Annotated in this window: 22 protein-coding genes; 16 read left to right on the forward strand and 6 right to left on the reverse strand. The window is 72.0% G+C overall.

The window, feature by feature from the left end:
• The first annotated feature begins 272 nt into the window (after window positions 1–272).
• Window positions 273–506 carry a hypothetical protein gene (locus tag ACIA8K_RS31380; RefSeq protein ID WP_396065778.1) on the forward strand — a complete coding sequence of 78 codons (234 nt, stop codon included), beginning with the start codon at window positions 273–275 and terminating at the stop codon, window positions 504–506.
• 131 nt (window positions 507–637) lie between these two features.
• On the opposite strand, the gene ACIA8K_RS31385 is transcribed toward ACIA8K_RS31380, so the two are convergent.
• The gene (locus ACIA8K_RS31385; protein WP_396065780.1) at window positions 638–1,621 is read right to left on the reverse strand and encodes a polysaccharide lyase family 1 protein; all 984 of its coding nucleotides are present in this window, start codon (window positions 1,619–1,621) and stop codon (window positions 638–640) included.
• Window positions 1,622–1,811: 190 nt separating this feature from the next.
• On the reverse strand, window positions 1,812–2,699 hold the full coding sequence (locus ACIA8K_RS31390) for a hypothetical protein (RefSeq protein WP_396065782.1): 888 nt from the start codon (window positions 2,697–2,699) through the stop codon (window positions 1,812–1,814).
• A gap of 206 nt (window positions 2,700–2,905) precedes the next feature.
• On the opposite strand from ACIA8K_RS31390, the gene ACIA8K_RS31395 reads away from it, so the two are divergent.
• The 4 genes from ACIA8K_RS31395 to ACIA8K_RS31410 are packed head-to-tail and all read left to right on the forward strand — an operon-like array spanning window position 2,906 to window position 10,480.
• On the forward strand, window positions 2,906–3,832 hold the full coding sequence (locus tag ACIA8K_RS31395; RefSeq protein WP_396065784.1) for an ABC transporter ATP-binding protein: 927 nt from the start codon (window positions 2,906–2,908) through the stop codon (window positions 3,830–3,832).
• Window positions 3,829–4,503, forward strand: coding sequence for an ABC transporter ATP-binding protein (locus tag ACIA8K_RS31400; RefSeq protein ID WP_396065786.1), 675 nt, complete (start codon window positions 3,829–3,831; stop codon window positions 4,501–4,503). The genes ACIA8K_RS31395 and ACIA8K_RS31400 overlap by 4 nt, the downstream gene beginning before the upstream one ends.
• Window positions 4,500–7,655: an FtsX-like permease family protein gene (locus ACIA8K_RS31405; protein ID WP_396065788.1), complete on the forward strand. Its 3,156-nt coding sequence runs from the start codon at window positions 4,500–4,502 to the stop codon at window positions 7,653–7,655. Before ACIA8K_RS31400 ends, ACIA8K_RS31405 begins: the two co-directional genes overlap by 4 nt.
• A complete protein-coding gene (locus ACIA8K_RS31410) occupies window positions 7,652–10,480 on the forward strand; it encodes an FtsX-like permease family protein (RefSeq protein ID WP_396065790.1) in 2,829 nt (942 codons plus the stop codon). The genes ACIA8K_RS31405 and ACIA8K_RS31410 overlap by 4 nt, the downstream gene beginning before the upstream one ends.
• 18 nt (window positions 10,481–10,498) lie before the next feature.
• On the opposite strand, the gene ACIA8K_RS31415 is transcribed toward ACIA8K_RS31410, so the two are convergent.
• From ACIA8K_RS31415 to ACIA8K_RS31425, 3 genes are all read right to left on the reverse strand, one after another.
• Window positions 10,499–11,467, reverse strand: a complete 969-nt coding sequence (locus tag ACIA8K_RS31415; RefSeq protein ID WP_396065792.1) for an anti-sigma factor RsbA family regulatory protein — start codon at window positions 11,465–11,467, stop codon at window positions 10,499–10,501.
• Between the two features lie 115 nt (window positions 11,468–11,582).
• Complete coding sequence (locus ACIA8K_RS31420) at window positions 11,583–13,973, reverse strand: phosphoketolase (protein ID WP_396065794.1); 2,391 nt, start codon at window positions 13,971–13,973, stop codon at window positions 11,583–11,585.
• A gap of 92 nt (window positions 13,974–14,065) precedes the next feature.
• Window positions 14,066–14,215, reverse strand: coding sequence for a hypothetical protein (locus ACIA8K_RS31425; protein ID WP_396065796.1), 150 nt, complete (start codon window positions 14,213–14,215; stop codon window positions 14,066–14,068).
• Window positions 14,216–14,281: 66 nt separating this feature from the next.
• Here ACIA8K_RS31425 and ACIA8K_RS31430 point away from each other — a divergent pair, with 66 nt between their 5' ends.
• The 4 genes from ACIA8K_RS31430 (at window position 14,282) to ACIA8K_RS31445 (ending at window position 17,514) form a co-directional block, all read left to right on the forward strand.
• Window positions 14,282–14,716, forward strand: a complete 435-nt coding sequence (locus ACIA8K_RS31430; RefSeq protein ID WP_396065798.1) for a MarR family winged helix-turn-helix transcriptional regulator — start codon at window positions 14,282–14,284, stop codon at window positions 14,714–14,716.
• Between the two features lie 61 nt (window positions 14,717–14,777).
• A complete protein-coding gene (locus ACIA8K_RS31435; RefSeq protein ID WP_396065800.1) occupies window positions 14,778–16,313 on the forward strand; it encodes an alpha/beta hydrolase fold domain-containing protein in 1,536 nt (511 codons plus the stop codon).
• 189 nt (window positions 16,314–16,502) lie between these two features.
• Window positions 16,503–16,712 (forward strand): hypothetical protein, encoded by a 210-nt coding sequence (locus tag ACIA8K_RS31440; protein WP_396065802.1) that lies wholly within the window; start codon window positions 16,503–16,505, stop codon window positions 16,710–16,712.
• Complete coding sequence (locus tag ACIA8K_RS31445; protein WP_396065804.1) at window positions 16,705–17,514, forward strand: serine hydrolase; 810 nt, start codon at window positions 16,705–16,707, stop codon at window positions 17,512–17,514. Before ACIA8K_RS31440 ends, ACIA8K_RS31445 begins: the two co-directional genes overlap by 8 nt.
• On the opposite strand, the gene ACIA8K_RS31450 is transcribed toward ACIA8K_RS31445, so the two are convergent.
• Complete coding sequence (locus ACIA8K_RS31450; protein WP_396065806.1) at window positions 17,506–18,432, reverse strand: 5'-3' exonuclease H3TH domain-containing protein; 927 nt, start codon at window positions 18,430–18,432, stop codon at window positions 17,506–17,508. The two genes, ACIA8K_RS31445 and ACIA8K_RS31450, sit on opposite strands and share 9 nt — an antisense overlap.
• Before the next feature lie 170 nt (window positions 18,433–18,602).
• Between ACIA8K_RS31450 and ACIA8K_RS31455 the strand changes: the two genes are divergently transcribed.
• The 7 genes from ACIA8K_RS31455 (at window position 18,603) to ACIA8K_RS31485 (ending at window position 26,912) form a co-directional block, all read left to right on the forward strand.
• A complete protein-coding gene (locus ACIA8K_RS31455) occupies window positions 18,603–19,808 on the forward strand; it encodes a glycosyltransferase (protein ID WP_396065808.1) in 1,206 nt (401 codons plus the stop codon).
• Entirely contained in the window at window positions 19,801–21,264 is a 1,464-nt protein-coding gene (locus tag ACIA8K_RS31460) for a lipopolysaccharide biosynthesis protein (RefSeq protein WP_396065810.1), read from the forward strand. Before ACIA8K_RS31455 ends, ACIA8K_RS31460 begins: the two co-directional genes overlap by 8 nt.
• Window positions 21,265–21,498: 234 nt before the next feature.
• Window positions 21,499–22,989 carry an O-antigen ligase family protein gene (locus ACIA8K_RS31465; RefSeq protein WP_396065812.1) on the forward strand — a complete coding sequence of 497 codons (1,491 nt, stop codon included), beginning with the start codon at window positions 21,499–21,501 and terminating at the stop codon, window positions 22,987–22,989.
• Window positions 22,990–23,072: 83 nt separating this feature from the next.
• A complete protein-coding gene (locus tag ACIA8K_RS31470) occupies window positions 23,073–24,098 on the forward strand; it encodes a Gfo/Idh/MocA family protein (protein ID WP_396065814.1) in 1,026 nt (341 codons plus the stop codon).
• Window positions 24,095–24,748 carry an acyltransferase gene (locus tag ACIA8K_RS31475; RefSeq protein ID WP_396065816.1) on the forward strand — a complete coding sequence of 218 codons (654 nt, stop codon included), beginning with the start codon at window positions 24,095–24,097 and terminating at the stop codon, window positions 24,746–24,748. The genes ACIA8K_RS31470 and ACIA8K_RS31475 overlap by 4 nt, the downstream gene beginning before the upstream one ends.
• On the forward strand, window positions 24,745–25,872 hold the full coding sequence (locus ACIA8K_RS31480) for a DegT/DnrJ/EryC1/StrS family aminotransferase (protein WP_396065818.1): 1,128 nt from the start codon (window positions 24,745–24,747) through the stop codon (window positions 25,870–25,872). Before ACIA8K_RS31475 ends, ACIA8K_RS31480 begins: the two co-directional genes overlap by 4 nt.
• Complete coding sequence (locus ACIA8K_RS31485; protein ID WP_396065820.1) at window positions 25,872–26,912, forward strand: glycosyltransferase family 4 protein; 1,041 nt, start codon at window positions 25,872–25,874, stop codon at window positions 26,910–26,912. Before ACIA8K_RS31480 ends, ACIA8K_RS31485 begins: the two co-directional genes overlap by 1 nt.
• Window positions 26,913–26,940 lie beyond the last annotated feature (28 nt).

Consider the following 26,940-nt stretch of genomic DNA (forward strand, 5'->3'; position numbering starts at 1 on the left):
CTCGGACGCGCCGTTCGACACGAATCACCGGCTGCTCGCCTACGTGGCGCCGGACTACACCGAGGCCGAGCGGCGCACCATGACACGCGCGCAGCGGTCCACCTTCAACCTTGACCTTGTGCGGGCCGGCTGGGCCGCGCCGTTCGTTATCCACCCGTCGATCCCGGGCGCCTCCGACCTCGCGCTGCTGATCGAGGCCGCGGCCGGCGCGCGCGTCAGGCCTCGGCATCTGGGAGTCCGCCGAGACGCTGCTCGCCTACGAGTACCGGTCGATGGAACGGCTGTTCCAGATCACCCGCACGCTTGTCGAGGGCCGTGCCCTGGACGGCAGCCCGCGCGCCTGGCGCGAGCGGTACTGCGCGGACATGCGCACCCGCGAGCTGTTCGGCCCGGAGGACTACGTCAAGGTCCCGCCGGAGTACCGCCTCTGGTTCTGGCCGGCCGACCTGCGCGGCGCGATCCGCGATCTCAACCTGGTGCCGTCGTCCGGGCTGGTCGGAACCTAGATCCAATTCATCTGCCCACTTCCGCCGCACCAACTGCCCGCACGCTCCCGCGGGCCGCGGGCCCGTGGGTGGTCACGTCCAGACCGAAACCCCCGTGCGCCTGAACCAGGCGCACGGGGGAACCGGGTGGGTCAGATCTTGCCGGTGCCGGCGCCGGCCTGAACCGTCGCCTTGACCGTGTTGTTCGACTCCGGGGTGTACGAGTACGGGATCGCCGCGACGCTGGCGCCGTTGCGGACCTGCTCAGTACCAGAGTTGACCTTGTAGTTGTTCAGCACCTTGAGGTTGCCGGAGTCCGAGTCGCCGGTCTGGGTGACCGTCGGGTTGGCCACGTTCTCGAAGTAGTTCCGCTCGACGAAGACGCCCGCGTTCTCGGTGGACGCGACGCCGTACGAGCCGATGTTCGAGTAGTAGTTGTTCAGCACGTGGACCGGGTTGGCGAACCGGACGCGCGGGTGGCGCTGGCCGGTGCCCTCGAACCAGTTGTGCACGTACGTGACGCGCAGGTGGCCGGTGTCCTCGGACGCGTTGTCGTCTGAGTGGCCGAGCAGCATGGACTTGTCGTGGTTGTGCAGCCGGTTCCACGAGACCGTGATGAAGTCCGAGCCGCGCTTGATGTCGATCAGCCCGTCGTACCCGTTGGACAGGTCGTTGTGGTCGATCCACACGTTCGTGGTGGACGACTGGACGTTGATCGAGTCGTCGCCGGCGTTCGTGAACCGCAGGTTCCGGATGATGATGTTCCTGACGCCGGAGAGGTTCAGCCCGCCGCCGGTGATGCCGGAGCCGGAGCCGACGCCGATCACGGTCTTGTTCGACGCCACGCTGTACATGCCGGAGATCGAGATCAGGCCGGACACCCGGACCGTCTGCGACGTGCTTGAGCTGAGCGCGGACTTGAGCGCGCTTGCCGTGGTGACAGTGACAGTGGTGCTGCTGGAGCCGCCGGACGTGCCGCCGTTCAGGCTGGCGAACCCGACCGGGCTGCTCTCGGCCGCGTGCGCGAACAGCGTGCCGACCGCGATCAGCGTGGTGGTGGCGATGATGCCGGCCGCGGTGGCGGCGAGGACGCTGGTGCGGCGGCGCCGGGAGCGGCGGAGTGCCGTTTCGGACATGGGGATCCTTCCGTGCCGTTGGACCGCCGGTGGAAGCGGTGTGGGGGTTCCGGATACGCAGGAAAGCGCTTTCCGAAACCACACGGTAGGCCGTGTCATTGATGCGTGTCAATGGATGGCGGTCCATGGAACGCGAAGGCCCCCTCCCGATGCGCCGGGAGGGGGCCTTCGTCGAGCGGCGAGGAGGGGATCAGTCCTCGCCGACGACCTTGCCGTTCGCGTCGTACGCGGTGCCCTTGGTGTCCTTGGCGCCCGCGTCTTCTGCTGCTGCGTCGTCTGCTGCGGCGTCGGCGGCGGCTGCATCGTCGGCAGCGGCCGCATCGTCGGCAGCGGCCGCGCCCGCGTCGCCCGCGGCGGCCTTCGCCTGGGACAGTGCGAGGCAGGACTCGAAGAACGCGGTCTGCGCGTCCGCGACGGCCTGCTCGGCGGCGGCCGCGTCATCGGCAGCAGCGGCGTCGTCTGCGGCCGCATCGTCTGCCGCGGCGTCATCGGCGGCTGCGTCATCGGCGGCTGCGTCGTCTGCGGCTGCATCATCTGCTGCGGCGTCGCCCGCGGCGGCGTCCTCGGCCTCGGCCTTCTCGGCCCAGCCGGCGGCCATCTCCGCGGACTTCTTCTTCGACTTCGTGCTTGCGGCGATCTCCTTCTCCGCCTGCTCGCGCGCGGCCGCGTCCTCGGCGGACTCGCTCTTCTCCGGCGCGGCGGAGGCGTCGGCACCCTCGTCCGCGACGTCCGCCTGCGCGGTCTGCAGCGCGGCCGCGAAGATGTCGCACGACTCGTCAAGTGCCACGGCCGCGGCCTGGGCCGCCTCCACCGCGTCCGCGCCACCCTCGGGCGCCAGCTCCTTGCCGTCGCAGATCACGACGCCGCCGTTGATCTCGACCTCGGTGCACTCGGCGACGTTGAACTGCTGTCCCTCGACGTTGATCACACCGGCCGAGACCGCCGCGTTCCGGTTGCGGTGCCGTTCACCGGCGTTGGCGTAGGTCACGCCGGTCACGCCGGCCACCACGATCACGCCTGCGACAACGGCCGCGCCGATCGCCTTGCGGTTCTTCAGGGTGCCGTATCGCCACTGCATCGGTCTTCACCATTCCTAAGCGTGCTCGGAGATTCATGAACGTGCGCGCACCGGTTCCTACGCGGCCCGCCCCGAGGAAGGTTCAGAGTCCGCCCGAATCACCGCTGATTCACCCATACGATGACTTAATGAGCGGGTCGATCACGTCCGTTGACCCGAGGGAGATCGATGTATAGGGTCTGCGCGACCACCGGCATAGGAGAGGGATGTCCACCACACCGCTGTCCCTTCCGAAGCCACCCGAGAAGGCCCCCGAGTTCGGCCGGGACGCGCTGATCGCCTGCGAGAGCCTGGTGCGGATCTACCAGACCGGCTCGATCGAGGTGCAGGCGCTGCAAGGGCTGGACCTGACAGTCGAGTCGGGCGAGATGGTCGCGGTGGTCGGCGCCTCCGGGTCCGGCAAGTCCACGCTGCTGTCCATCCTGGCCGGCATCGACGCGCCCACCGCGGGCAAGGCGCGCGTCGACACCTGGGACCTGCTGGACATGTCCCGGTCGGACCGGGTGCGCTACCGGCGGCAGACAGTCGGCTTCGTCCGGCAGCAGACCGCGAGCAACCTGGTGCCGTACCTGACCGCGCACCAGATGGTCGACCTGCCGATGACCGCGGCCCGCACGCCCGCCCGCGCCCGGAAAGCGCGTGCCACCGAGCTGCTTGACATGCTCGGCGTGGGCGAGCTGGCCGGCCGCCGCCCGGCGCAGCTCTCCGGCGGCCAGCAGATGCGGGTGGCGATCGCTGTCGCGCTTGCCAACCAGCCGCGCGTGCTCTTCGCGGACGAGCCGACCGGCGAGCTGGACACCGCCACCTCGGCCGAGGTCTTCGGCGCGCTGCGCGACGTCAACCGGCAGCTCGGCGTCACCATCGTGGTGGTAACCCACGACCCCGAGGTCAGCGGCCAGGTCGAGCGCACCATCTCGATCCGCGACGGGCGGACCAGCAGCGAGGTGCTGCGCCGCTCCGCGGTCAACGGCGACGGCGACACCCACGTGATCGCGGAGGAGTACGCGGTGATGGACCGGGCTGGGCGCGTGCAGGTGCCGCGGGAATACCGCGAGGCGCTGGCGCTCACCCGCCGGGTCCGCCTCGCGCTGGAAGCAGACCACGTCTCGATCAAACCGGACATCAATTCATGAGCCTTCTGACGGTACGGGGAGTCAGCCGCCGGTTCGGGTCGGGCGCATCCACTGTGCACGCGCTGCGCGACGTGTCCTTCGACGTCGAGGCCGGCACCATGGCCGCGCTTGTCGGCCGCTCCGGCTCCGGCAAAACCACACTGCTCAACGTGATCGGCGGCCTGGACCGCCCGGACGACGGCATCGTGCACGTGGACGGCACCGAGGTCACCGCGCTCGACGAGGACGGCCTGTCCCACCTGCGCCGCGAGAAGGTCTCCTACGTCTTCCAGACGTTCGGGCTGATCCCGGTGCTGTCCGCGGCCGAGAACGTCGGCGCCCCGCTGCGGCTGGCCCGTACGCCCACGGCCGAGCGGGAGAAGCGCGTCCAGCTGCTGCTGGAGCTGGTCGGGCTGGCCGGCCACGCGCAGCAGCGGCCTGGCGAGATGTCCGGCGGCCAGCAGCAGCGCGTCGCGATCGCCCGCGCGCTCGCCGCGTCGCCGCGACTGCTCATCGCGGACGAGCCCACCGGCCAGCTCGACGCGGAGACCGGCCTGGCCGTGATGGCGCTGCTGCGCGGCATCGTCGAGTCCGAGGGCGTCACCGCGCTGGTCTCCACGCACGACCCGGTGATGATGGCGCTCGCGGACCGGGTGATCACCATCCACGACGGCCGGATCGACGCGCCGTGAGCTTTCTGGCGCGCCGGGCCCGGGCCCAGTGGCCGCTGCTCGCCGCGCTGCTCGCGGTGGTCACTGTCGGCGTCACGCTGCTCGGCGTCTGCGTGCTGCTTGTCACCCGGACCGGCGAGCGCGCGGTGGAGACCGCGGCGGCCAGGGCCTCGGTGGCCCAAACCTCGGTCACCGCGTACACGGTCACCGTGAGTGGGCCGAACGCGCGCTCGGTCGTCGCGGACACCGGCGACGTGCTCACCACCGCGCTCGCGCCGTTCGACGCGCCGCTGTCCACCCGTACGTCGACGCTGCTGCGCCCGCTGCCGACCATGCCCCAGGGCGGCGACTTCCCGTCCCAGGGCTACCTCTCCTCGATCACCGACCTGGCCTCCCGGGTGGAGGTGCTCAACGGCCGGCTCCCCACGGCCGGGTACGAGACCGCGCTGCTCAGCAGCACCGCCGGGCAGCTCGGCCTGGAGGTCGGCGACCGGGTGCCGTTCGGTGTGGAGAACACCCGCACCCGCCCGGCCGGGTTCGAGGTCACAGTGGTCGGCATCGTCGCCGCGCTGCCCGGCACCGGCTGGGAACGCGACCCGCTGAACGCCGCCGGCTTCAACCCCGCCTACAACGACGGGCGGTTCCAGCGACCGCTGACCGCCTACGGACCGTTCCTGGTCGGCCTGGACGCCGTGCTGGCCAGCGGCTCCACCCTGGACCGGCTGGACGTCACCGCGAGCCCGGACCTCTCCGCCGCCGACCATGCCGCGCTTGACGCGGTCGAGGACAACGTGCGCGCGGCGGACCGGCGGCTCGGCGGCGTGCTCGGCGACCGGGTCGAGATCGAGCGGATCGCCACCGCGCTGCCCCGCACGCTTGCCGCGGCTGACGCGCAGCAGCGGGTCACCACTGCCACTGTCGCGGCGGTCGCGATCCTCGGCTCGGTACTCACCGCGACCGCGCTGGCGCTGGCCGCGCGGCTGACCGCGGGCGTGCGTACCGTCGAATCCGCCCTGCTCTCCGCGCTCGGCTTCAGCCGGCGGCAGCTGGCCGGCGTCGCGGCCGTCGAGGCGCTGCTGCTGGCCGCGGCCGCGACCGCGATCGCCGTGCCCGCCTCGTCCGCGCTGCACGCCGCCATCACCCACCTGCCCGCGCTGCGCGGCGCCGGGCTCGCCGAGACGTTCGCGGTCACCGGGCTCCAGGTGCTCACCGTCGCCGGCGGCGCGCTGCTGCTCGGCGCGGTGCTTGTCACGCTCGCGCTGCAGCCGGTCGCGGAGGTGAAGGAGCGCCGGACCCGCGGTGAGCTGATCGCCCGGTCCGGCGCGGACGTGTTGCTTGTCGCGTTCGCCGGGGTCGGGCTCTGGCAGCTGTGGTCCCAGCCCGCGGAGGCCGGCGGCCAGGACGCGGTCCGGATCCTCGCGCCCGCGCTGTTGCTGCTGGCCGGCGCCGCGCTCGCGCTCCGGCTGGTGCCACCCGCGCTCGCGCTCGCCGACCTGCTCGCCCGCCGCGCCCGCGGCTTCGTGCTTCCGCTCGCCGCGTTCGAGGCCGCCCGGCGCCCACAGGCGGTCGCGGCCGGGCTGCTCATCGGCCTGGCCTGCGCGGCCGGCACGTTCGGCGTCGGCTACGACGCCACCTGGCAGCGGTCCCAGCAGGACCAGGCCGCGCTCTCGGTCGGCACCGACCTGGCGATCACGCTCGGCGTGCGGCCCGAGACCGGGCAGGGCGAGGAGGTCCGGGCGGCGACCGGCGGCACGGTCAGCCCGGCCACCGACCGGCCGGTCTCGATCGGCCAGTGGTTCGGCACCAGCGGCGACGCGCCCCGGCTGGTCGCGGTCGACACCACGCACGCCGGCGAGCTGCTGCGCGGCCGCCTCGACGGCGGTCGCACCTGGGCCGAGGTCGGTGCCGGGCTGGCACCGGCCGACGCGGTCACCGGACTGCCGGTCCCGGCCGGTGCCGCGCTCACCGTCCGCGGCACCTCGACCGGCGCGTCGCCGATGCTTGTCGCCCCGAGGCTTGTCTTCCAGGACCGGGGCGGGCTGCGCGTGCCCTGCGTCGCCGACCAGATCCCGCTTGACGGCGCGTCCCACCCGCTGGCGGGCTGCGTCGTCGCGGACGGGCTGGAGCTGGTCGCGGTCACCATGCCGCTGATCACCGACTGGCAGTCGCTGTTCGCTTCGGAGACCGCGGCTGCGGAGGAGAGCGACGTCGCGGTCACGCTCACCGTCCCCGGACTCACCGGCACGTCCGCGTGGAAGGCAGGCTCGGCCGGCCCGGTGCCGGAGATGCTCTCCGGAAACCAGCTGGAGATCGGCGACGACACGATCGCGCTGCGTACCCGCGTGCAGCTGCTCGGCCCGCCAGAGGCCGCCCGGACCCTGGTCGCCAGCGGGTTCGGCGACCCCGGCGCCGTGCCGGTGGTGATCTCTCAGAAGGTGGCGGACGAGCTCGGCGTCGGCCCCGGCACCGACCTTTCTGTCACCATCGGCACCGCGTCCGTTCCGGTGCGGGTCAAGGACGTGGTGCCCACGGTGCCGTCCGCGGCCGGCGGAGGCGCGCTGCTTGCGGACGGGGACTGGCTCTCCCGCACGCTGATCGTCCAGGGTGGTGACGTGCAGCCGCCGGTCGACGCCTGGTGGGCCGGGAACCCCGGCCCGGACTCCGCAGCCAAGGCGGCGGACCTGCGCCTGGGCACGGTGCTCACCCGCGAGGGCGAGGAGGCCCGGCTCACCGGCGGCCCGCTGCGCGCCGGACTGCCCGCCACGCTCCGGCTGCTGGTTCCCGCGGCCGCGCTGCTGCTGCTCGCGGGCGTCATCCTGCACGTCACCTGTGACCTTCAGGTCCGGGCCCTGGAGGTGGCGCGGTTGCGCGGGCTGGGAATGACGCGGCGTGAGATCCGGCGGGTGCTGCTCGGCCAGCACGCCGGTGTGCTGACGCCGCTTGTCGTGGCCGGGGCGCTGGTCGGCGCGCTTGCGACAGTGCTTGTCGTGCCGTGGCTGGTGCGCTCCGACACCGGCGCCGCGCCGGTCCCCGACGCGATACCGCAATGGCCGTGGGGCCTCGAACTCGGGCTTGTCGCGGCGCTGCTGACGGCCTGCCTGGTGTCGGTGGCAGCTGTGGTCGCGGTGCAGGCCCGGCGCGCGGACGCGGCCCACCTGCGGGTGGCATCGTGACCCGGCCCGCCCTCTCCACCCGGCCGTCGCGTACCGCACGGCACCTGCTTCCCGCGCCGCACTGGCCGAGCGTGGCCGGGCGGGCGCGGGCCGACGCCGGCCCGCTCACACTCGTCGCGGTAGTGGTCACAGTGGTGGCGCTGCTGGCCTCCGCGGTCCCCCCGCAGCTGCGGACCACCTCTGACGCCGCGGTCCGGGACACGGTCGGCCGCGCCGGCGACGATGCGGCCATCCGGGTCCAGGTCGGCTGGGCCTCGGACTACGGCGACCGGGGCCTCCGTGTCCGGCAGGCGGAGCTCTCCGACGACGTCGACAAGCTCGGCAGGTCCGCCGTCGCGAGCATCCCGGGCGACCTGCAGTCGCTGCTCGCACCGCCGACCGTGGCGGCGATCAGCGAGAGCTTCGAGATCAAGGAGGGTACGGCGCCGCGTACCGTCCAGCTCGCCTACCTGGCGAACACGCCGGAGGCCGGGGGCGGGCCGCACGTCACCTGGATCGCCGGGACCGAGCCGGCCGCCGGCGCGGCCGACTTCGCCGAGCGCGAGTCCACCGGCCCGTGGCCGGTCCAGGTGGGACTCACCGAGCGGTCCGCGGCCGAGCTGGGCGTCAAGCCCGGCGACCACATCACGGCCTACGATCGCACCGCCGGCGTGAAGGACATCGTGGTCAGCGGCATCTTCGCGCCGGTCGACCCGAACGATCCCACCTGGCGGCTTGCGCCCGCGGCGCTCGGGCCTGTCGACGGCGCGGACGGCATCGGCATCACCCGGATCGGCGGGCTGCTCACCCGGGAGTCGCTGCCCGACGCGCGCCTCGCCCTGGAGGACGACCAGCTCTCCCAGACCGTCTGGGTCACCCTGGACACCGAGCGGCTGACGCTCGCCGACACCGGGAGCCTCGCCGCGGCCGTGACCCGGCTCAAGGCGACCTCCGCGTCCTCAGGCGAGCGGGGCGAGACCACCCGCTGGGAGACGCAGCTGGACACCGTGCTGCACCAGGCCCAGGCCACAATCGACGCCGCCGTCACCCAGGCGTCCGTGCTGCTCATCGGCGTCCTCACCGCCGCGGTCCTGGTTCTGCTGCTCACCGCCGACCTGCTCGCCCGCCGCCGCGGCGTCGCGCTGGCCACCGCCCGCCGGCGTGGCGCGTCCCTGCCCGACCTCGCGGTCGAGCTGCTGGCCGAGTCGGTGCTGCTGGCGGTGCTGGCCGGTGCGGCCGGGCTCGGGCTGGCGCTGCTGCTCGGCAACGGCGCCGCCGTCACCTGGGCGCTGCCGGTGATTGTGGCGGCCGCGCTCGCCGGGCCGGGCTTCGGCCTACTCGTCGCCGCGCGCGCCACCCGCAACCGCCGCGCCCCCGCAAACCGCTCGGCACGGCGCTGGGCCGCCCGTACCGTGCAGATCCGCCGTATCGCCCTGGAGATCGCGGTCGTGGCCGCGGCCACCGGCGCGTTCGTCTCGCTCCGCCAGCGCGGCATCGTCACCGGCGACGACGGGCTCCCGGCCAGCGCGCCCGCGCTCGCGGCCGTCGCGGCCGGCCTGTTGCTGCTGCGCCTGCTCCCGGCCGGTACCGGGCTGGCATTGCGCCGCGCGCTGCGCTCCCGCCGGCCGCTCGCGGTGTTCGGCGCGGCCCGTGCCGCGGACACGTCCGGGCGCATGCTGCCGCTGCTGGTGATGGTGGCCGGGACGGCGCTTGCCTCGTTCGCGCTCACGCTCGACGCGACCGCCACCCGCGGCCTGTCCCAGGGCGCGTGGCGCACGACCGGCGCGGACGCCCGTGTCGACGTGACCTCCTCCGCCGCCACCACCGAGTTGGCCACCCGCCTCGCGGCCGCGCCAGGCGTCCGGCGCGCGGTCCCGGCGTCGCTGCTGACCGGCGCCCGCATCACCGCGGACAAGACGGCCCTCACCCCGCAACTGCTGGCCGTCGACCCGGCGGCGTTCCGGGCGCTGCTTGAGGAGACGGAGGTGTCGGGCGCGTCCGCCCTGGACCTTCTCGCCCGGCCGCCCGCCGCGGGCCCGGCCCGCACCGCGTCTTCGGCAGGCTCGGCGTCTGCCGTCCCGTCTACGGGATCGGCGACTGGAGGTCCAGGGGCCGGGAGCGCCGCCGTCCCGGTGCTGGTCAGGTCCGCCGGCGGCGACATGTGGCCCGGCGCGGAGATGTCGCTGCGCCGCGAGGACCAGCCCGCGCTCCCGCTGACCGCGGTCGGCGTCGCGCCGCTCGTCGGAGACGCCCCCGACCTGGTCATCGTGGACGCCGCTGCGCTCGCCGCCGCCGGTGTGCCCTCGCTGCCGAACACCGTCTACCTCGCCGGCCCCGGCGCCGGCGACGCCGCGCGGACGGCGGTACCCGACCCGGTCGTCCGCGCGGACGTCCTCGCAGACCGTCGCGATGCCCCGCTCACCGCCGGCCTGCTGCTCCTCGCCCGGGCCGCGGCCGTCGCCCTGCTCGTGCTGAGCCTGCTCGGCCTCTTCCTCGGCGCGGCCGCCGGCGCCGCCGAACGCTGGCAGACGCTGAGCCGCCTCCGCACGCTCGGCCTGCGCCCACGCGACGTCCGCTGGGTGGCCGCAGGCGAGCTGCTCCCCCCGGTCCTGGCCGCCGCGATCGCCGGCCCCGCGGTCGGCGTCTCCCTGGCGTACCTGGCGCTGCCGTCCCTGTCGTTGCGCCTGCTCACCGCCCAGGCCGCCGACCCACCGCTCACCCTGCCCTGGTGGCAGGTCATCGTCCTGGCCACGGTCCTGCTCGGCGCGGTCGCGGTCGTGGTCCCGGTCGAGTCCGCCCTGCGCCGCCGCCGCAACCTCGGCGAGATCCTCCGCATCGGCGGCTGACCCCGGCGCGGGCAGGCTCTACCGGCCGGTGAGCATTGTCATGGTGACGGTGTAGCCGTTCGGGCCGTGGTGTTCGGTGACGTGGTCGCAGCACTGGTGGGTGACCCAGAGGCCGAGGCCGCCGCGGGCGCCGTCGCCGGCCGGGAGCAGGCCGGTGAACGGGTCGGCCGGGCCGAGGCCGCCGTCGGAGACGGAGACGACCAGGCGGTCGGGGAGGGTCCAGAGGCGGACCGTGACCGGGGGTGTGCCGTGCCGGTGTGCGTTGGTGACCGTCTCGCTCACGGAGACGCTCAGGTCGTCGAGCGCGTCCGGGCCGAGGGCGCCGCCGGCCGTGCAGATCGCGTGCCGGGCCTCGGCGGGGGACGGGGCTCGCAGCTCCAGGTGGGGCGCGGGGAGCGGGTCGCCGGCCCGGGACCGCACCGCCGCGAGGAACGAGGCCGGGGGCAGGTAGGACGGGTGGGGGACCGGTACGCGCCCGGCCGCCGAGGGGTGGGTGCGGGCCACGTCGTCAAGCACACGTGCGGGCGTGCGTGTGCGGTCGTAGGCGCACATGCTCCAGACCGGGAACTCGTCGTACGCGTGGTTGACCGCGGACTCGTAGCGCGCCCACGCGTCCCAGGAGGTGCCGAACAGCGCCGGGGGCAGCGCGCCGACCAGGCGGATCCGGGTGGCGCCGGCCTGGACGTGCCCGGACAGCAGGGACCGGTACTCGCGGATCGCGGACGCGGGGCGCACGTAGCGGGCCTCGGCCGGCAGGAAGTCGACCTTGACGCCCGGCGGGAGCGCGTCGCGGATCAGTGCGGTGTGCGCGTCGCCGAGCGTGACGAGTGTGGGCTCGCCGGCGGCCTCGCCCTCGATCAGGAACGGCAGCACGATCGCGAGCAGTTCGGCGTCGGAGGAGTGGAACACGGCCTGGTGGAGGTGCCCGCGCTGCCCGGCCGGCGCGCCGGTGCGCGGTCGGTGGGCGGGGCGGGCGGGGGAGTCCACGCTGTCAGTCTAGGCACGCGCCGGCCCGCACCCGAAAGCCTGCAAAAGCGGTAAACACCCCAGAACCCATTCCGGGGGTACGTTTTCCCAGCCGTACCCCCGGAATGGGTTGATCTTAAAGCGACCAGTCGCGGATCTCCGGCAGATCCTCCAGGTGCTCAACCACGTAGGCCTCGTGCTCGGCCAGCTTCTGCATGCACCACTCCTTCAGCTCGGCCGCGCCGTGCGGGAGCCGCTTTGCGTTGTTGATCGCGTCCATCACCAGGTGGTACCGGGACGCCCGGTTACGCACCGTCATGTCGAACGGCGTGGTGGTGGTGCCCTCCTCGACGAAACCGCGCACCCGGAACCGGTCCGCGTCCGGCCGGCCGTGGACCAGCTGGTGGATCGCGCCGGGGTAGCCGTGGAACGCGAAGATCACGTCGACCGTGTCGGTGAACAGCTCCGTGAACCGGGTCTCGCTCATGCCGTGCGGGTGGTCCTTCGGCCGGACCAGCGTCATCAGGTCGACCACGTTCACCACGCGCACGGCGAACTGCGGCAGCCGCTCCTTGAGGATCTGCGCGGCGGCCACGGTCTCCATGGTGACCACGTCGCCCGCGCAGGCAAGCACGATGTCCGGTTCGCGGCTCTCGTCGTCGTTGCCGGCCCAGTCCCAGATGCCGGCGCCACTGGCGCAGTGCGCGATCGCCTCGTCCATGGTCAGCCACTGCGGCTGCGGCTGCTTGTCGATCACGATCAGGTTGATGTACGACCGCGACCGCAGGCAGTGGTCCGCCACGCTGAGCAGCGTGTTCGCGTCCGGCGGCAGGTAGACGCGGGCGATGTCGCCGCGCTGGGTGAGCACCACCTGGATCAGCCCGGGACCCTGGTGCGAGAACCCGTTGTGGTCGTTGCGCCAGGCGGTGGAGGTGAGCAGGATGTTCATGCTCGGCACCTCGGCCCGCCAGTCCAGCCGCCGCGACTCCTGCAGCCACTTGCCGTGCTGGACCGTCTGCGACGCGCTGACCATGGCGAACGCCTCGTAGGTGGCGAACATGCCGTGCCGCCCGGTGAGCGTGTAGCCCTCAAGCCAGCCGTGGCAGTTGTGCTCGGAGAGCACCTCCATCACCCGGCCGTCGCGGCTGAGCGCGGTGTCGGACTCGAACGTCTGCTCCATGAAGCCCCGGTCGGACGCCTCGAAGACCGCGCCGAGCCGGTTGCTGTTCGTCTCATCCGGACAGAAAAGCCGGAAATTGTGCGAATTATCGCGGTAAATGTCGCGCATCAGTTCGCCGAGCTTGCGCGTCGACTCGGCCTTGACAGTGGCCGGCGCCTTTACCTCTACCGCATAGTCACGGAAGTCCGGGATGTTCAGGTCGCGGGTGAGCCGGCCGCCGTTCGCGTGCGGGCTCGCGCTCATCCGCAGATCCCCGGCCGGGTTCAGCGCCGTGACCAGCTCGGTCGGCCTGCCCTGCGCGTCGAAGAGCTCCTCCGGCCGGTACGACCTCATCCACTCCTCGAGCATCCGCAGGTGATCCGGGTTCTCCCGGACGCCTGACAGCGGCACCTGATGCGCCCGCCAGGTGCCGGCCACCTGGATGCCGTCCACCTCGTCCGGGCCGGTCCAGCCCTTCGGCGTGCGCAGGATGATCAGCGGCCAGCGGGGCCGGTTGCCGTCCCACCCGCCGCCGCGCGCCCGGTCCTGGATCGTGCGGATCTTGCCCCACGCGTCGGACAGCGCGGCCGCGAACCGCCTGTGCATGCCGGGTACGTCCGCGCCGGAGACCTCGATGACCTCGTACCCGTGGCCCTCGAACAGCGCGTGCACCTCCTGCGGGCTCTTGCGCCCGAGCACCGTCGGCCCGGCGATCTTCGCGCCGTTGAGGTGCAGGATCGGCAGCACGGCGCCGTCGTGCGCCGGGTTGATGAAGGAGATGCCCTTCCAGGAGCCCTCGAGCGGGCCGGTCTCCGCCTCGCCGTCGCCGACCACAGCGATCGACAGCAGGTCCGGGTTGTCCATCACCGAGCCGAACGCGTGCACGAGCACGTACCCCAGCTCACCGCCCTCGTGGATGGAGCCGGGCGTCGTGACGGAGACGTGGCTCGGGATGCCGCCCGGCGCGGAGAACTGGCGGAACAGCCGCAGCATGCCCGGCTCGTCGAGCGACACCTTCGGGTAGATCTCCGAGTAGGTGCCCTCCAGGTATCCGGCCGCGACAAGCGCGGGGCCGCCGTGGCCGGGCCCGGCCAGGTAGATCGCCTCCTGCCCGGTCCTCGCGATCAGCCGGGACACGTGCGCGTAGATGAACGACAGGCCGGGGCTGGTGCCCCAGTGCCCGAGCAGGCGCGGCTTGATGTGGCCGGCCGTGAGCGGCTCGCGTAGCAGCGGGTTCGCGCCCAGGTAGATCTGGCCGACGGTCAGGTAGTTGTTCGCCCGCCACCAGGCATCCAGGCTCGCGATCTCGTCGTCGCCGGGTTCGGCGAGTGTGTGCAGCAGGTTTTCGTCGACAGCGGTCACCGTCATCGCGTACCCCCTCGTGCGATCTCTATCCGTTGACGAGCGTGCCGGAAAACGCCCGAGCGCGCGGGGGGCTGCGGACCCGTCGACCCGGGCCGTCAGGCCCTCTTGCGCGACTCGAGGTGGCGCTTCCACTGGTCGCGGGCCTCCTGGGTGCAGCCCTGGAGCGCGTCGCCGGACACGGTGGCCGGGCCGAAGATCTTGTAGAGCTGCCGCCAGACCCAGCCGCCGTCTTCCGGGTTCTTCATCATCGCGAGGCCTCCCACGGTTGGTGTACAAATACTTTGTACACCAACTATCGGTAGGATGGCACCGTGACTGAGGACTCGCTGGCGCTCGAACGTCAGGTCTGCTTCGCGCTCTCCGTGGCGTCCCGCACCGTCGTCGGCGTCTACCGGCCGCTTCTCGAACCGATGGGGCTCACCCACCCGCAGTACCTGGTGATGCTCGCGCTCTGGCAGCACTCGCCGCTCTCTGTCAAAGAGCTGAGCGGCCTGCTGCTGCTCGACCCGGGCACGCTCTCCCCGCTGCTCAAACGCCTTGAGGCCGGCGGGCTGGTCCGCCGCGAGCGCGACCCGCACGACGAGCGCAGCCTCGCCGTCACGCTCACCGACGCCGGGCGCGCGCTCCGGGCCCAGGCGGAGAAGATCCCCGGCACCATCGTCGAGCGCCTCGGCCTGCCCCTCTCCCAACTGCAGGACCTGCACGCGGCGCTGACCACCGTGATCGCCGCGGCGGCAAAGATCTGAAACCGGCTTTCTCGCAACCGGGACACCGTTCACTGAGGGTCTCGCGCGAGGGAGGCCGATCATGCTCAACTATTCCACCGGACCCGGTGACCTGGACCGGATCGTCGCGGACGGGCACGCCGTCGTCGAACGCCAACTCCAGCACCTCGCCGCCGGCCGTGGCGACCGCCGCGTCCTCGCCGACCAGGTCACCTACGAGCTGTCCCGGCAGACCGACGCGGAAGAACGCGTGCTCTGCCCCGCACTCGCCAAGGCCGGCGCCGCCGCCGAGGCCCAGCACCTGCGCGACGAGAACAGGCGGCTCAAGGAACTCCTCGTCGTCATCCAGCAGAGCGAACCCGGCGACCCCGAGTTCGAGGACGCCGTCCAGGAACTCATCACCGACGTCCACACGCACGCGACCGAGGAGGAAGAGGAGTACCTCCCGCACCTGCGCAACCAACTCGGTGCGGAACGCATGCCCGCCCTCGGCCAGGACTGGCTGGCCGCGATGCGCGCCGCCCCCACCCGCCCGCACCCGCACGGGCCGACCGGCGCGCTCGCCCACCGGCTCACCGACCCCGCCACCGCGGCCGTCGACCGTTTCCGCGACCGCGTCTCCGGCCGCCGCGACGTACTCGCCACCGACCCGTCCGGCCTGCTCGAACCGCAGGCGCAACGAATCCTCGACGCGCTTGCCGTGCTGCACCCGGCGCCGCTCGAGACACTCACCGTGAACCGGGCCCGCCGCCGCCCCGGGCTGGCCGCCGCGGTCCGCGCCGTGCTGCCCCACTGGGCCCCCGAGCAGGTCGGCGACGTCCGCACCATGCTGCTGCACGGCGGCCTGCCGATCCGCGTCTACCACCCGTCCGGCGGCCAGGACGAGCCGCTGCCGGTCATCCTCTGGGCACACGGCGGCGGCTGGGTCCTCCGCACCACGGACGAGACGGACACGATCTGCCGGGCGCTCACCAACCGTACCGGCGCGATCGTCGTCTCACCCGAACACCGCCTGGCACCGGAACACCTGTTCCCCGCCGCGTTCGACGACGTGCTCGCCGCGTACCACTGGCTGGAGGACCACTCCCGCTTCCTCGGCGCGGACCCGTCCCGCATCGCGCTTGCCGGCGACTTCACCGGCGCCACCATGGCCGCCTCCGCCGCCTGCAGCCTGCGCCGCACCCTCCACACGCCACCGGCCGCGCTGGTCCTGGTCCACCCGCTCGCCACGCTCGACCCGTTCGGCTCGTCGATGACCTCCGAAGCCGACGCCAAGCCACTCTCCCTGACCGCGCTCTCCTGGCTGCTCTCCCACGCCGTCCCGCCCGGCGCCGCCACCGACCGCCGCCTCGACCTCCTCTCCATCCCGTCCACGTCCCTGTCCGGCCTCCCACCCACCCTGATCATCACCGCCGACCGCGACCCCCTCCGCGACCAGGCCGAAACGCTCGGCCACCACCTCGCCGCCGCAGGCATCCCGGTCACCACCACCCGCTACACCGGCGTCATGCACGGCTTCCTCGCCGCCGCCCCCGCCCTCGACACCGCCCAACGCGCCCTCGCCGAATCCGCCGCCCACCTCCGCCGCGCCTTCACCGCCCTCCCCACAAGACCCTGAACCACCCCATCTACCCACTCCCGCCGTGGCCCGGCCCGCACGCTCCCGCGGGCCCCAGCCCCGCGGTGGCCCGGCCCCCGTAGCCCGCGCTGAGCGATCAATCAGTGGAGCAAAAGATAGATCCACAGCGCTACTTGACCTACATTTCGCTCCACTGATTGATCACGTAGGCGGTTGTGCGGCATCGCGATGGCGCTGTTCTGGGGGCCGGTGCTGGTGAGCGTGTGGGTGATGGCCCGGCATCAGCTGGCCGAGCCGCACCGGATCGCGCACCCGCCGTGGGAGTGGCTGGGGCTGCCGGCGTTCGGGCTGCTGTTCGTGGTGGGCGCGGCGGCGGCGTTGTCCGGGCTGTCGATGGCTACGATTCCGGCTCGTGCAGAGATTCGGGTCCGTGCCTGAGGTGTACCGGGAGCAGGCGGCGAAGGCCGGCGGGCGCTGGCACGCGCTGATCACCCACGACGGCGTCACTGTCGTGGAGGACGATGCGGATGCGGTGCTGTACGGCTACAGCGTGCAGAAACTGGCGGTCGCGGTCGCGGTGCTGGACGCCGTCGACCGCGGCACCGTCGATCTCGCCGGCCTGGTGGACGTGCCCGCGGAGATCGTGCTGGCGGGCAGTGGCAGTTACGCGTTGCAGACCGTCTGGGGCGACCGCGTCACCGTGGCGAACGTGCTTACCGCGATGCTTCTGGTCTCCGACAACACTGCGGTCCGGCTCTGTGGCCGTCTCGTCCCGGCGCGGGAGATCAACGAGATCCTGGCCGCGAAGGGTTTCACGCATACCCGTGTCGAGCCGGTCGAGGACCCGCACCGTTTCTTCCTCGGCGTGACCACGCCGCGTGAGACGCACGACCTGCTGTCCCGGCTGGTCGCGGGCACGCTTCTGAAGCCGGGCAGCACCGCGTTCATGGTCGGGGTGCTGCGCGGGCTGAGCGGATATCACGACGGGATCCGGCGGGTGATGTCGTCGGAGGAGCGGTCCCGGGTGGCGAGCAAGTACGGCGCGGACTGGGAGGACGACTTCGCGTCCCGGCACGAGGCAGGCGTGGTCTTCGACCGTGCCGGCCGGCCCGCGCTTGTGTTCTCGGTTTTCGCGGACCGGCTCGGTGACCTGCTGAACTACGGCTCGACGCACCCGGCGGTGCAGGCGCACGCGGTGCTGGGGCGGGCGCTCATGGAGTGTGTAGACCGATCAGGTTGAAGAAGGCTCACTGATCGCGTCGACGAGGCGCTTGCACGGGCCGGCGAGGTTCCACCTGTCGGCGAGCGTCATCAGCGCGTCCGGGTCGACCGGCGAGGCGGGGAGCGCGAAGGAGGAGTCGGGCAGCGTCACATCTGTCGCCACCCGGCAGACCGGCCCGGCCGCCCGCAGGTAGTCGCGGGACGCCAGCAGCTTGGTGCGCACACCCGCGGCGAAGCCTGCCGACGGGTCGTCAAGCGCGGCCAGGATGTCGTCGAGCCCGCCGTAGCGTTCGACCAGCCGGGCCGCGGTCTTGTCGCCGACGCCTGCGACGCCGGGCAGCCCGTCGCTGGGGTCGCCGCGCAGTGCCGCGAAGTCCGCGTACCGCTGGGGTGCCACGCCGTACTTGGCCCGGACCAGCGCCTCGTCCGCGTCCTCAAGCTTGGCCACGCCGCGCCCGCAGTAGAGCAGCCGGGTGCCGCGCGCGTCGTCGACCAGCTGAAACAGGTCGCGGTCGCCGGACACCACCTCGACCGGTTTCTCTTGAGAAAAAGCAAGCGTGCCGAGCACGTCGTCCGCCTCGTAGCCGTCCACGCCGAACGCCGGGATGCCGACCGCGGCCAGCAGCTCCAGGATGATCGGCACCTGCGGCACCAGCGTGTCCGGCACCTCCTCGACCGCGGGTGCGACCGCGACCCGGTGCGCCTTGTAGGAGGGGATCAGCGCGACCCGCCACTCGGGCCGCCAGGACGCGTCGAGCGCGCAGACCACCCTGTCCGGCCGGCGGGTGCGGATCAGCGTGGCGAGCATGTCGGTGAAGCCGCGCACCGCGTTGACCGGGCTGCCGTCGGGCGCGCGGGCGGCCGACTCCGGGATGCCGAAGTAGGCGCGGAAGTACAGGCTGGGCGCGTCGATGGCGAGCAGCGGTCTCCGGTTCACACCCGTCACCCTAGCCCGCGTGCGAAGGTAATCCTCGAAGCAGTGCGCTAGCGACGGATGGTGAAAATGGGCGAAAGCTTCTCACACAAAGACCCCCCGGTCGCCGTTGCGCGGCGCCGCCGACCTATTGTCTGCGGGTGTCCCCGACTCCTTCCTCTCGGGCCGAGACTGTGACCGCAGACAGTGACGCCGCAGCCCGACGGCCGCTCCGCATCGGCATGATCGTGATCAGCCAGTACGAGTCCGACCCCCGGGTTCGCCGCCAGGCCGAGGCGCTTGTCGCCCGCGGCGACGAGGTGACGGTGCTCGCGCTGCACGCCGAGGGCCGCCCGCGTGAGGACGTGGTCGAGGGCGTCCGCGTGATCCACCTCCCGGTCAGGAAGTACCGGGGCTCGTCCGCGAAGTCCTACCTCGGCCTGTACGGCTCGTTCGGCGCGCGCGCCACCGCCTGGCTGACCCGCCACCCCCGGCGGTTCGACGTGCTGCAGGCGCACTCGATGCCGGAGGCGCTGGTCTTCGCCGGCGTGGCGCAGCGTCTGGCCGGCGTGCCGCTCCTGCTCGACGTGCACGACCTGACAAGCAAGCTGTTCGCGGCGAAGTTCGAGGGCAAGAGCGCGATCATGTCCGGCGTGCGGCTCTCCGAGCGGGCGGCGCTGCGGTTCGCGACAGAGGTGATGACGGTCCACGAGCCGTACGCCGACCTGGTGCGCGCGGACACGAACAAGCCGGTCTCGGTCGTGATGAACTGCCCCGACGAGCGCCTGTTCAAGCCGCGCGCGGAGCCGTTGCGCTGGGAGCCGGACGGCGAGATCGTCTTCAGCTACCACGGCCTCATAGCCCCCCGGCACGGCTTGGCGAACGTGACGAGGGCGCTTGCCGAGGTCCGCAAGGAGCTGCCCGGCGCGCGCGTGCAGATAAGGGGCGGCGGCGACGGCATCGACGAGGTCGCCGCGACCGCGCGCGAGCTCGGCATCGAGGACGCGGTGGACCTGCCGACCGGCCTCTTCACGATGACCGAGATCGTCGGCGAGCTGGAGAACGTGCACATCGGCCTGGTGCCGAGCATGCTCGACCAGTGGACCGAGGGCGTGCTGCCGACCAAGCTGCTTGAGTACTCCGCGCTCGGCGTCCCGTGCATCACGTTCCGTAACCCGGTGATCGAGCGGTACTTCCCTGACGACGCGGTCACCTACGTCGACCCGGCCACGCCGGAGACGCTGCGGGACGCGATGATCGCGCTGGCCAAGGACCCGGATCGCGCGCTTGAGCAGGCCGCCCGCGCCGCGAAGGTGATGGAGGGGCTGCGCTGGAGTGCGCAGAAGCAGATCTACTTCGACGTGATCGACCGGCTGGCGGCCCGGAAGAACCGTGGTTGACGGGAAGACCGCGCCGGCGCGGCTGGCCCGCAGCGGGGCCGCAAGTCTCGCCGCGCTTGTCGCGCTGGGACTGACCCGGGTCATCCACGGCACGCTTGTCGCCCGGGCGACCGACCCGGAGACCTACGGCCTGGTCGTCTCGCTTGTCGCGGTCAGCACGCTCGCCAGCCTGCTACTGCCGGCCGGGCTGGCAAGTGCCGCGTCCCGGTTCATCCCGTTCCAGCAGGGCCGCGGTGATCAGGAGGCGGTCGGCGGCGTCGACCGGCTGCTCTCCCGCCTCGGGCTCGTCTCGGCAGTGGTGCTCGGCGGCGGCGCGGGCGCGATCGCCGCGTTCGTCTATGACCTGGGCGCGCGCGACGTGGCCCAGGTCGTGCTGCTCTGCGTGACGTTCTGCGCGTACACGGTGCAGAAGGCCACGCTCTACGCGTTCGGCGAGGTCGCCCACTACGCGAAGCTGGAACTGGCCTCCTCGGTGATCGCCATCGGCGCCACGGTCGTCGTGGTCCTGGCCGGCGTCCCGTTCTACCTGCTGCCGCTGGCGCTTGGCTACGGCCTCTTCGGCCTGGCCGGCTGGTGGCGGCTGCGGAAGACCAGATCACAGACGCCTCGGGGGTACGTCCCGGACCGTCGCGAGATCGGGGTCTACGTCGCGCTCGCGGTCGTCGGCACGGTCTGCGCCAGCGGCTTCCTCCAGGGCACCCAGCTGCTTGCCGGCCTGTTCGCCTCGAAGACCGCTGTCGCCTACTTCGGCGCCTCGGTCGTGCTCGTCTCGCCGTTCTACTTCCTGCCCCGCGCGCTCGGCATGGTGCTCTTCCCGACGATGGCCCGCGCGCACGGGGCCGGCGACGTCGAGGGCGTGCGCAGGCAGGCGGACGTCTCCACCCGTGCGCTGCTGGCAGTGCTCGCGCCGCTCTTCGTGGGCGCGATCCTGCTGGCGCCGGAGGTACTGACCATCTTCGGCTCCGGCAGGTACGCGGACGGCGCCCCGATCCTGCGCCTGATGCTTGCCGGGACGTACCTCGCGGTCATCCCGGTCGCGGCCGTGAACTCGCTGTCCAGCGGCGCGCACGTCCGGGTGCCGGTGCTCTCCTCGGTCGCGGGCGCCACCACCGGCCTGATCTCGGTGGCCGTGCTCGCCCCGCTGTTCGGCGCGACGGGCGTCGCCGCCGGTTATGTGCTCGGAACCGCGATCACTGCCGGCGGACCGCTGATCATCGCGTGGCGGCTGCAGCGGATGTCCTGGCTCGGCCCGGTCCTTCGCGCACTCAGCGTAGTCGGTTCGGCACTTGCTTTCGCGACCCTCCTGGACCACCTCGAAACGGGCGTTCCAGTAGATGTCGCAGCGGCCCTGCTAGGGGCTTTGATAGGCGCATCGGTGCTGGCGGGAGACCTCTGCACGCTCTGGCGCGACGGCCGCGGCACGCCCGCCACCCCGGGTAGCGGTGACGCTGCGTGAAAGGTAGCCTTCTGGCGGATGCCGGTTCCGCGACGGCCTCCGTCAACCGAAAAGGTGGCCGGATCCCGATCCTGGCCACTGTCCCTGTCCGACGGCGCTCGGCCCCCGCGGGGCCGGCTAAGACCGCCACCGGCTCGGTGGCGGCGGGAAGAGTTCAGGTTGTCCTCGATGGTTCTCGCGCGTGACGCCGAGCGGGATGATGCGGCGCCCTCGGCGCGCGGTCGCATCACTCGCTTGCTGTCCGGAGTCCTGCTCGTCCTGCTGTCCTTCCTCCTCGTCGAGGTCGTGCTGGAAGCGTGGGTGCAGACCCTCTTCAGCACCACGACCGTCGACGTGGCCACGAACCGCACGATCGAAGACCTGCCGGCGTGGCCCAAGCAGATCAAGAACGCGGTCTACCTGATCCTCCTCGCCACCACCGCGCTGGTCGTGCTGATCAGCAACAGGTGGCGTGACTTCACCACCAAGGCCGACATCGCGGTCCTCGTGCTCGGCGTGGTGCTCGCGCTGGCCGGCCTGACCAACGGCTCGGACCTGTCGCTTACCGCCCAGGCCGGCTACGTCTACCTGCGCGGCGTGATCGTGTTCTACGCGTGGCGCGCGGCCCGGCCGGACAAGAAGCAGATCCGCTGGGTGCTCACCCCGGTCGCGGTCCTGGTCGTGCTGAACGCGGTGATCGCGCTGCTCCAGTTCCTGTTCGGCATGAATGCGTACCTCATTCTCGGCTGGAACAACATGACCTGGGCGAACATCAACCGGGCGCACGCGCTGATGGACCACCCGAACCACCTCGGTCACTTCCTCACGATCGCGCTGATGGGCCTGCTCTGCTGGTTCGTGGTGAAGGAGAGGATCGGCTGGAAGTGGTGGCTGGCCTTCGGCTTCCTCGCGCTGGCCATGTCCGCCTCGCAGTCCCGGGAGTCCGCGCTCGGCTTCCTGGGCGCCGCGATCGTCATCGCGTTCATCCGCCGCGGCCGGTACGCCGTGATCGCGTCCGCCACCGCGATGGTGCTTGTCTTCTCGGTCGGCCAGGTCGCGATCTCGGACGAGAACCGCGCCGAGCTGGAACGCCGCCTCGGCGGTGTGCTGAGCGCGCTCTGGCTGCCCAGCGGCGCGGAGGACGACGACTTCTGCGTCGAGACGAACGAGGGCTGCGACAAGGACAAGGGCATCCCGGAGCGCGAGGTCCGGGTGCTCTACGCACAGCAGGGCCTCAAGCTGTTCGTCAAGCGCCCGGTGCTCGGCTACGGCATCGGCCAGTTCGGTGGCATCGCGGCCTACACCGCTGACCCGAAGTGGTACGCGGACACCCGCTTCGGCCCGGAGGGCTTCCAGCTCTACGGGTCCAACGAGAAGCAGGTCGACTCGTTCTGGCTGCACCTGCTCGTGGAGACCGGTCTGCTCGGCGTACTCGCGTACCTCACCTGGATCTTCTTCCTGGCCTGGCCGCTGCTGCGCAACGCCTGGGGCGATCGCCGGGAACTGTGGAAGCAGGACCGGGCCGGCCCGACCACGCTCTGGGGCATCGCGGTGATCGTCTTCGGTGGCCTGGTCGCGGTGCTCTCACCGTCGCTTGAGGACCCGGTCTTCCCGGCCCTGTTCTTCACCGTGGTGGGCATCGCCTGGGTGATGCTGTCCCGGGTGGCGACGCCCGTGGCCGCTGTCGTGGAGACCACCGAGCCTGCCGACGAGCCGACCGCTCGCCGTACCGACGAAGAGAAGTAGGGGGCGACAATGAGTGAGCTTGCGAGCGAATCATTGACTCAGCGCCGGCCACGGCGATTCCGCGGCGAGCCGGGGAGCGCGGCATGAGTGGAGTCGCGCTTATCGGGTTCGGCTACTGGGGTCCGAACCTGGCCCGGAACCTGCAGAACCACGCCGGTCCGCGCTGGCGGTACCTGGTGGAGCTGTCGGAGGAGCGGGCCGCCCGCGCCCGTCAGCTCTACCCGCAGGTGCAGGTCGTGAGCGACCTCGACATCGTGCTCAACGACCCCGAGGTGACCGCCGCGATCGTGGCCACCCCGGCCGCCACGCACACGCCGCTGACCCGCCGTCTGCTTGACGCGGGCAAGCACGTGATGGTGGAGAAGCCGCTCGCGCTCACCACCGAGGACGCGGCCTCGCTCGCCACCCAGGCGGACGAGGCGGGCAAGGTGCTGATGGTCGGCCACGTCTTCGAGTACGTGCCCGCCGTGCTGGAGATGAAGAAGATCATCGAGGCCGGCGAGATCGGCGACCTGCTCTACCTGCACTCGCAGCGCCTCAACCTGGGCCGGATCCAGAGCGACGTCAACGCGTTCACCTCGATCGGCCCGCACGACGTCTCCATCGCGAACTTCCTGGTCGGCGGCGGCGCGGAGTGGGTCTCCGCTCGCGGCGCCCGCTACCTGAACGAGAACGTGGACGACGTGGTCTTCGTGACCGTCGGCTACCCGGGCGGCGTGCTGGCCCACATGCACGTCAGCTGGCTCGACCCGTCCAAGACCCGCAAGACCACTGTGGTCGGCTCGAAGCAGATGATGGTCTTCGACGACGTCGACTCCGAGACCAAGCTCCGGGTGTACGACAAGGGCGCCGACCGCCTCGACCCGGACGCGTACGGCGCCTGGCAGTACAAGCTGCGCGACGGTGCGATGCGGGTGCCGAGCCTGCCGATGGCCGAGCCGCTCGGCGCCGAGCTCAAGCACTTCCTGGAGTGCGTGGACACCGGCGCCCGCCCGCGTACCGACGGCTGGAACGGCGTCGAGGTGGTGGCCGTGCTTGAGGCCGTCGAGGAGTCGCTGCGCAAGGGTGGCGAGCAGATCGCGGTCAACACCCTCCGGAAGCGCGCATGATCAGCCCGCTCTCGGTGGTCGCGGACGGCGTCGAGCTGGGGGAGGGGAGCGTCGTCGAGGAGTTCTGCGTCATCGGCCGCTCCGGCCCCGCGGACGCCAAGACGGTGATCGGCCCGGGTGCCACGCTGCGCACCCACACCGTGCTCTACGCCGGCAACGTCATCGGCCCGAAGTTCGCGACCGGCCACCACGCGCTGGTCCGCGAGTCGAACACGATCGGCGAGAACGTCTCGATCGGCTCGCTCTCCGTCGTCGAGCACCACGTGACGCTCGGCGACCGGGTCCGGATCCACTCGCAGTGCTTCATCCCGGAGTTCTCGGTGATCGAGGAGGACGCGTGGATCGGCCCGCGCGTCACCCTCACCAACGCGCCGTTCCCGCGCTGCCCCTCCGTCTCGACCTGCATGAAGGGCGTGCACATCGAGAAGGGCGCCAAGATCGGGGCAAATGCCACGATCCTTCCCGGGGTACGCATCGGGGCGGGCGCGATCATCGGCTCCGGCACCGTCGTCACCCGTGACGTCGCGCCCGGCGCCGTGGTGGTCGGCAACCCCGGCCGCCAGACGAAGACCACCGACGAGCTCACCTGCCCGGCCGGTCTGGACCACCGCCCCTACCCACCCCTCGAGTCCATCGGAGCGAGCGCATGACGATTCCCCTCGTTGATCTCAAGGCGTCCTACCAGCGCCACAAGGCCGGCATCGACGCGGCCATGGCCGAGGTCATCACGAATACCCGGTTCATCGGTGGCAAGGAGCTTGTGGAGTTCGAGGCCGCGTTCGCCGAGTTCTGCGGCGCGCGCTTCGCGGTCGGCGTCGGCTCCGGCACCGCCGCGCTGCACCTGGCGATGGCCGCGCTCGAGATCGGCCCGGGCGACGTGGTGGCCGTTCCGGGTCACACGTTCATCGCCACCGCGGAACCGGTCGTCTGGCTCGGCGCCACCCCGCGCTTCGTGGACATCGAGCCGGAGACCGGCTGCATGGACCCGGCCGCGCTGAAGGCCGCGCTCGCCCCCGGCGACGTCAAGGCGATCATCCCGGTGCACATCCACGGCCAGCCGGTCGACCTCTCCGCGATCGGCGCGATCGCGGAGGAGGCGGGCATCCCGATCATCGAGGACGCGGCGCAGGCGCACGGCTCCTCGTTCACGCTCGCCGACGGCTCCACCGTGCGGGCCGGCGCGTTCGGCGCGATCTCCTGCTTCTCGTTCTACCCGGGCAAGAACCTGGGCGCGTTCGGTGACGCCGGCGCGATCACCACGAACGACCCGGAGCTGGCCGAGAAGGTCCGCAAGCTGCGCGACCACGGCCGGATCAGCAAGTACGCGCACGACATCATCGGGTACGCGCACCGCCTCGACACGCTGCAGGCCGCGATCCTCGGCGTGAAGCTGAAGACGCTCGACGCGGACAACGACCGCCGCCGTGAGATCGCCGCCGGGTACCGGGCCGGTCTCGAGGGCGTGGGCGACCTGACGTTCGTCGAGGAGGCCCCGGGCCGCCGTGGCGTCTACCACCACTTCGTGCTGCACACCGCGGACCGGGACGCGCTGCTCGCGCACCTGAAGACGGCCGGCATCGGCGCGGGCATCCACTTCCCGCTGCCGCTGCACCTGCAGCCGGCGTTCGCGTACCTCGGTGGCAAGACCGGCGACCTGCCGAACACCGAGAAGTTCGAGTCGACGTGCGCCTCCCTGCCGATCTACCCGGAGCTGACCGACGCGCAGCGCGACGAGGTCATCGCCGCGGTCCGTTCGTACTTCGACGGGAACTGATGTCCGAGTCGTTCGCGACGGCGGGTGGGTCTGCGGACCCCCCGCCGTCGCTTCGCATCCTGGCGGTCACCAACCTGTGGCCGTCCCCCGGCGGATTCCGCGGCGTCTTCGTCAAGGACCAGGTCGACTCGCTGCGCGCGGCCGGCCACCACGTCGACGTCGAGGTGGTCGCGCAGTCGCGCGGCAAGTCCGACTACCTGACCGCCGCGACGCGGGTGCGCGCCCGGGCCGCAGCAGGCGGATACGACGTGGTGCACGTCCACTACGGACTGACCGCGCTCGCCTCCCGGCTGGTCAAGGGCACACCCCGGGTCCTCTCGCTGTACGGCAGCGACGTCAACGAGCCGTGGCAGCGCCGGATCACCCGGGCCACCACCGGCACCGTTGCGGCCACGATCTACCCGTCCCGGCGGCTCGCGGTGGCGGCGGGCGATCCGGACGGCTTCGTCGTACCCAATGCGGTCGATTTCGATCTCTTCACGCCCCCGGCCACCGCGCCGGACCGCGAGAAGATCCGCGCCAGCTTCGGCATCGCCCCCGGTGACCAGGTCGTGCTCTTCGGAGCACTACCGGAGAACCAGGTGAAGGGGTACGACGTGTTCCGCGCGGTCGTCGACAGGCTCGCCTCGGACGGGCGTCCGGTGCGCGAGCTGGTGCTGGCCGAGGCCGGACAGGACCGCGATGCCGTGGTCCGCAAGTTCGCCGCCGCTGATGCGCTGCTGCTCACCTCGCGGCGCGGCACCGAGAGCGGCCCGCTTGTGGTCAAGGAGGCCGCGGTGATGGGCCTGCCAGTCGTCACGGTGGACGTCGGCGACACCCCGGAGATCCTGGACGGCGTCAGCCCGTCCACAGTGGTCCCGTTCCCGGACCCGTGGGGCACGGCCGAGGCGACTGACGCGCTCGTCGCGGACCTGGCCGCGGCGCTTGTGCCGGTCCTTGACGCGCGGCAGCGCGCGGACGGCCGCGAGCGGCTGCGCCGCCTGGAGCCGGACGCGGTCACCGCCACCCTGGTCGACGTGTACCGGACGGTGCTGTCATGACCGATCTCGCGCGTGCATCATCGACGCG

This window comes from Catenuloplanes sp. NPDC051500 (assembly GCF_044454585.1).
Lineage (GTDB): Bacteria > Actinomycetota > Actinomycetes > Mycobacteriales > Micromonosporaceae > Catenuloplanes.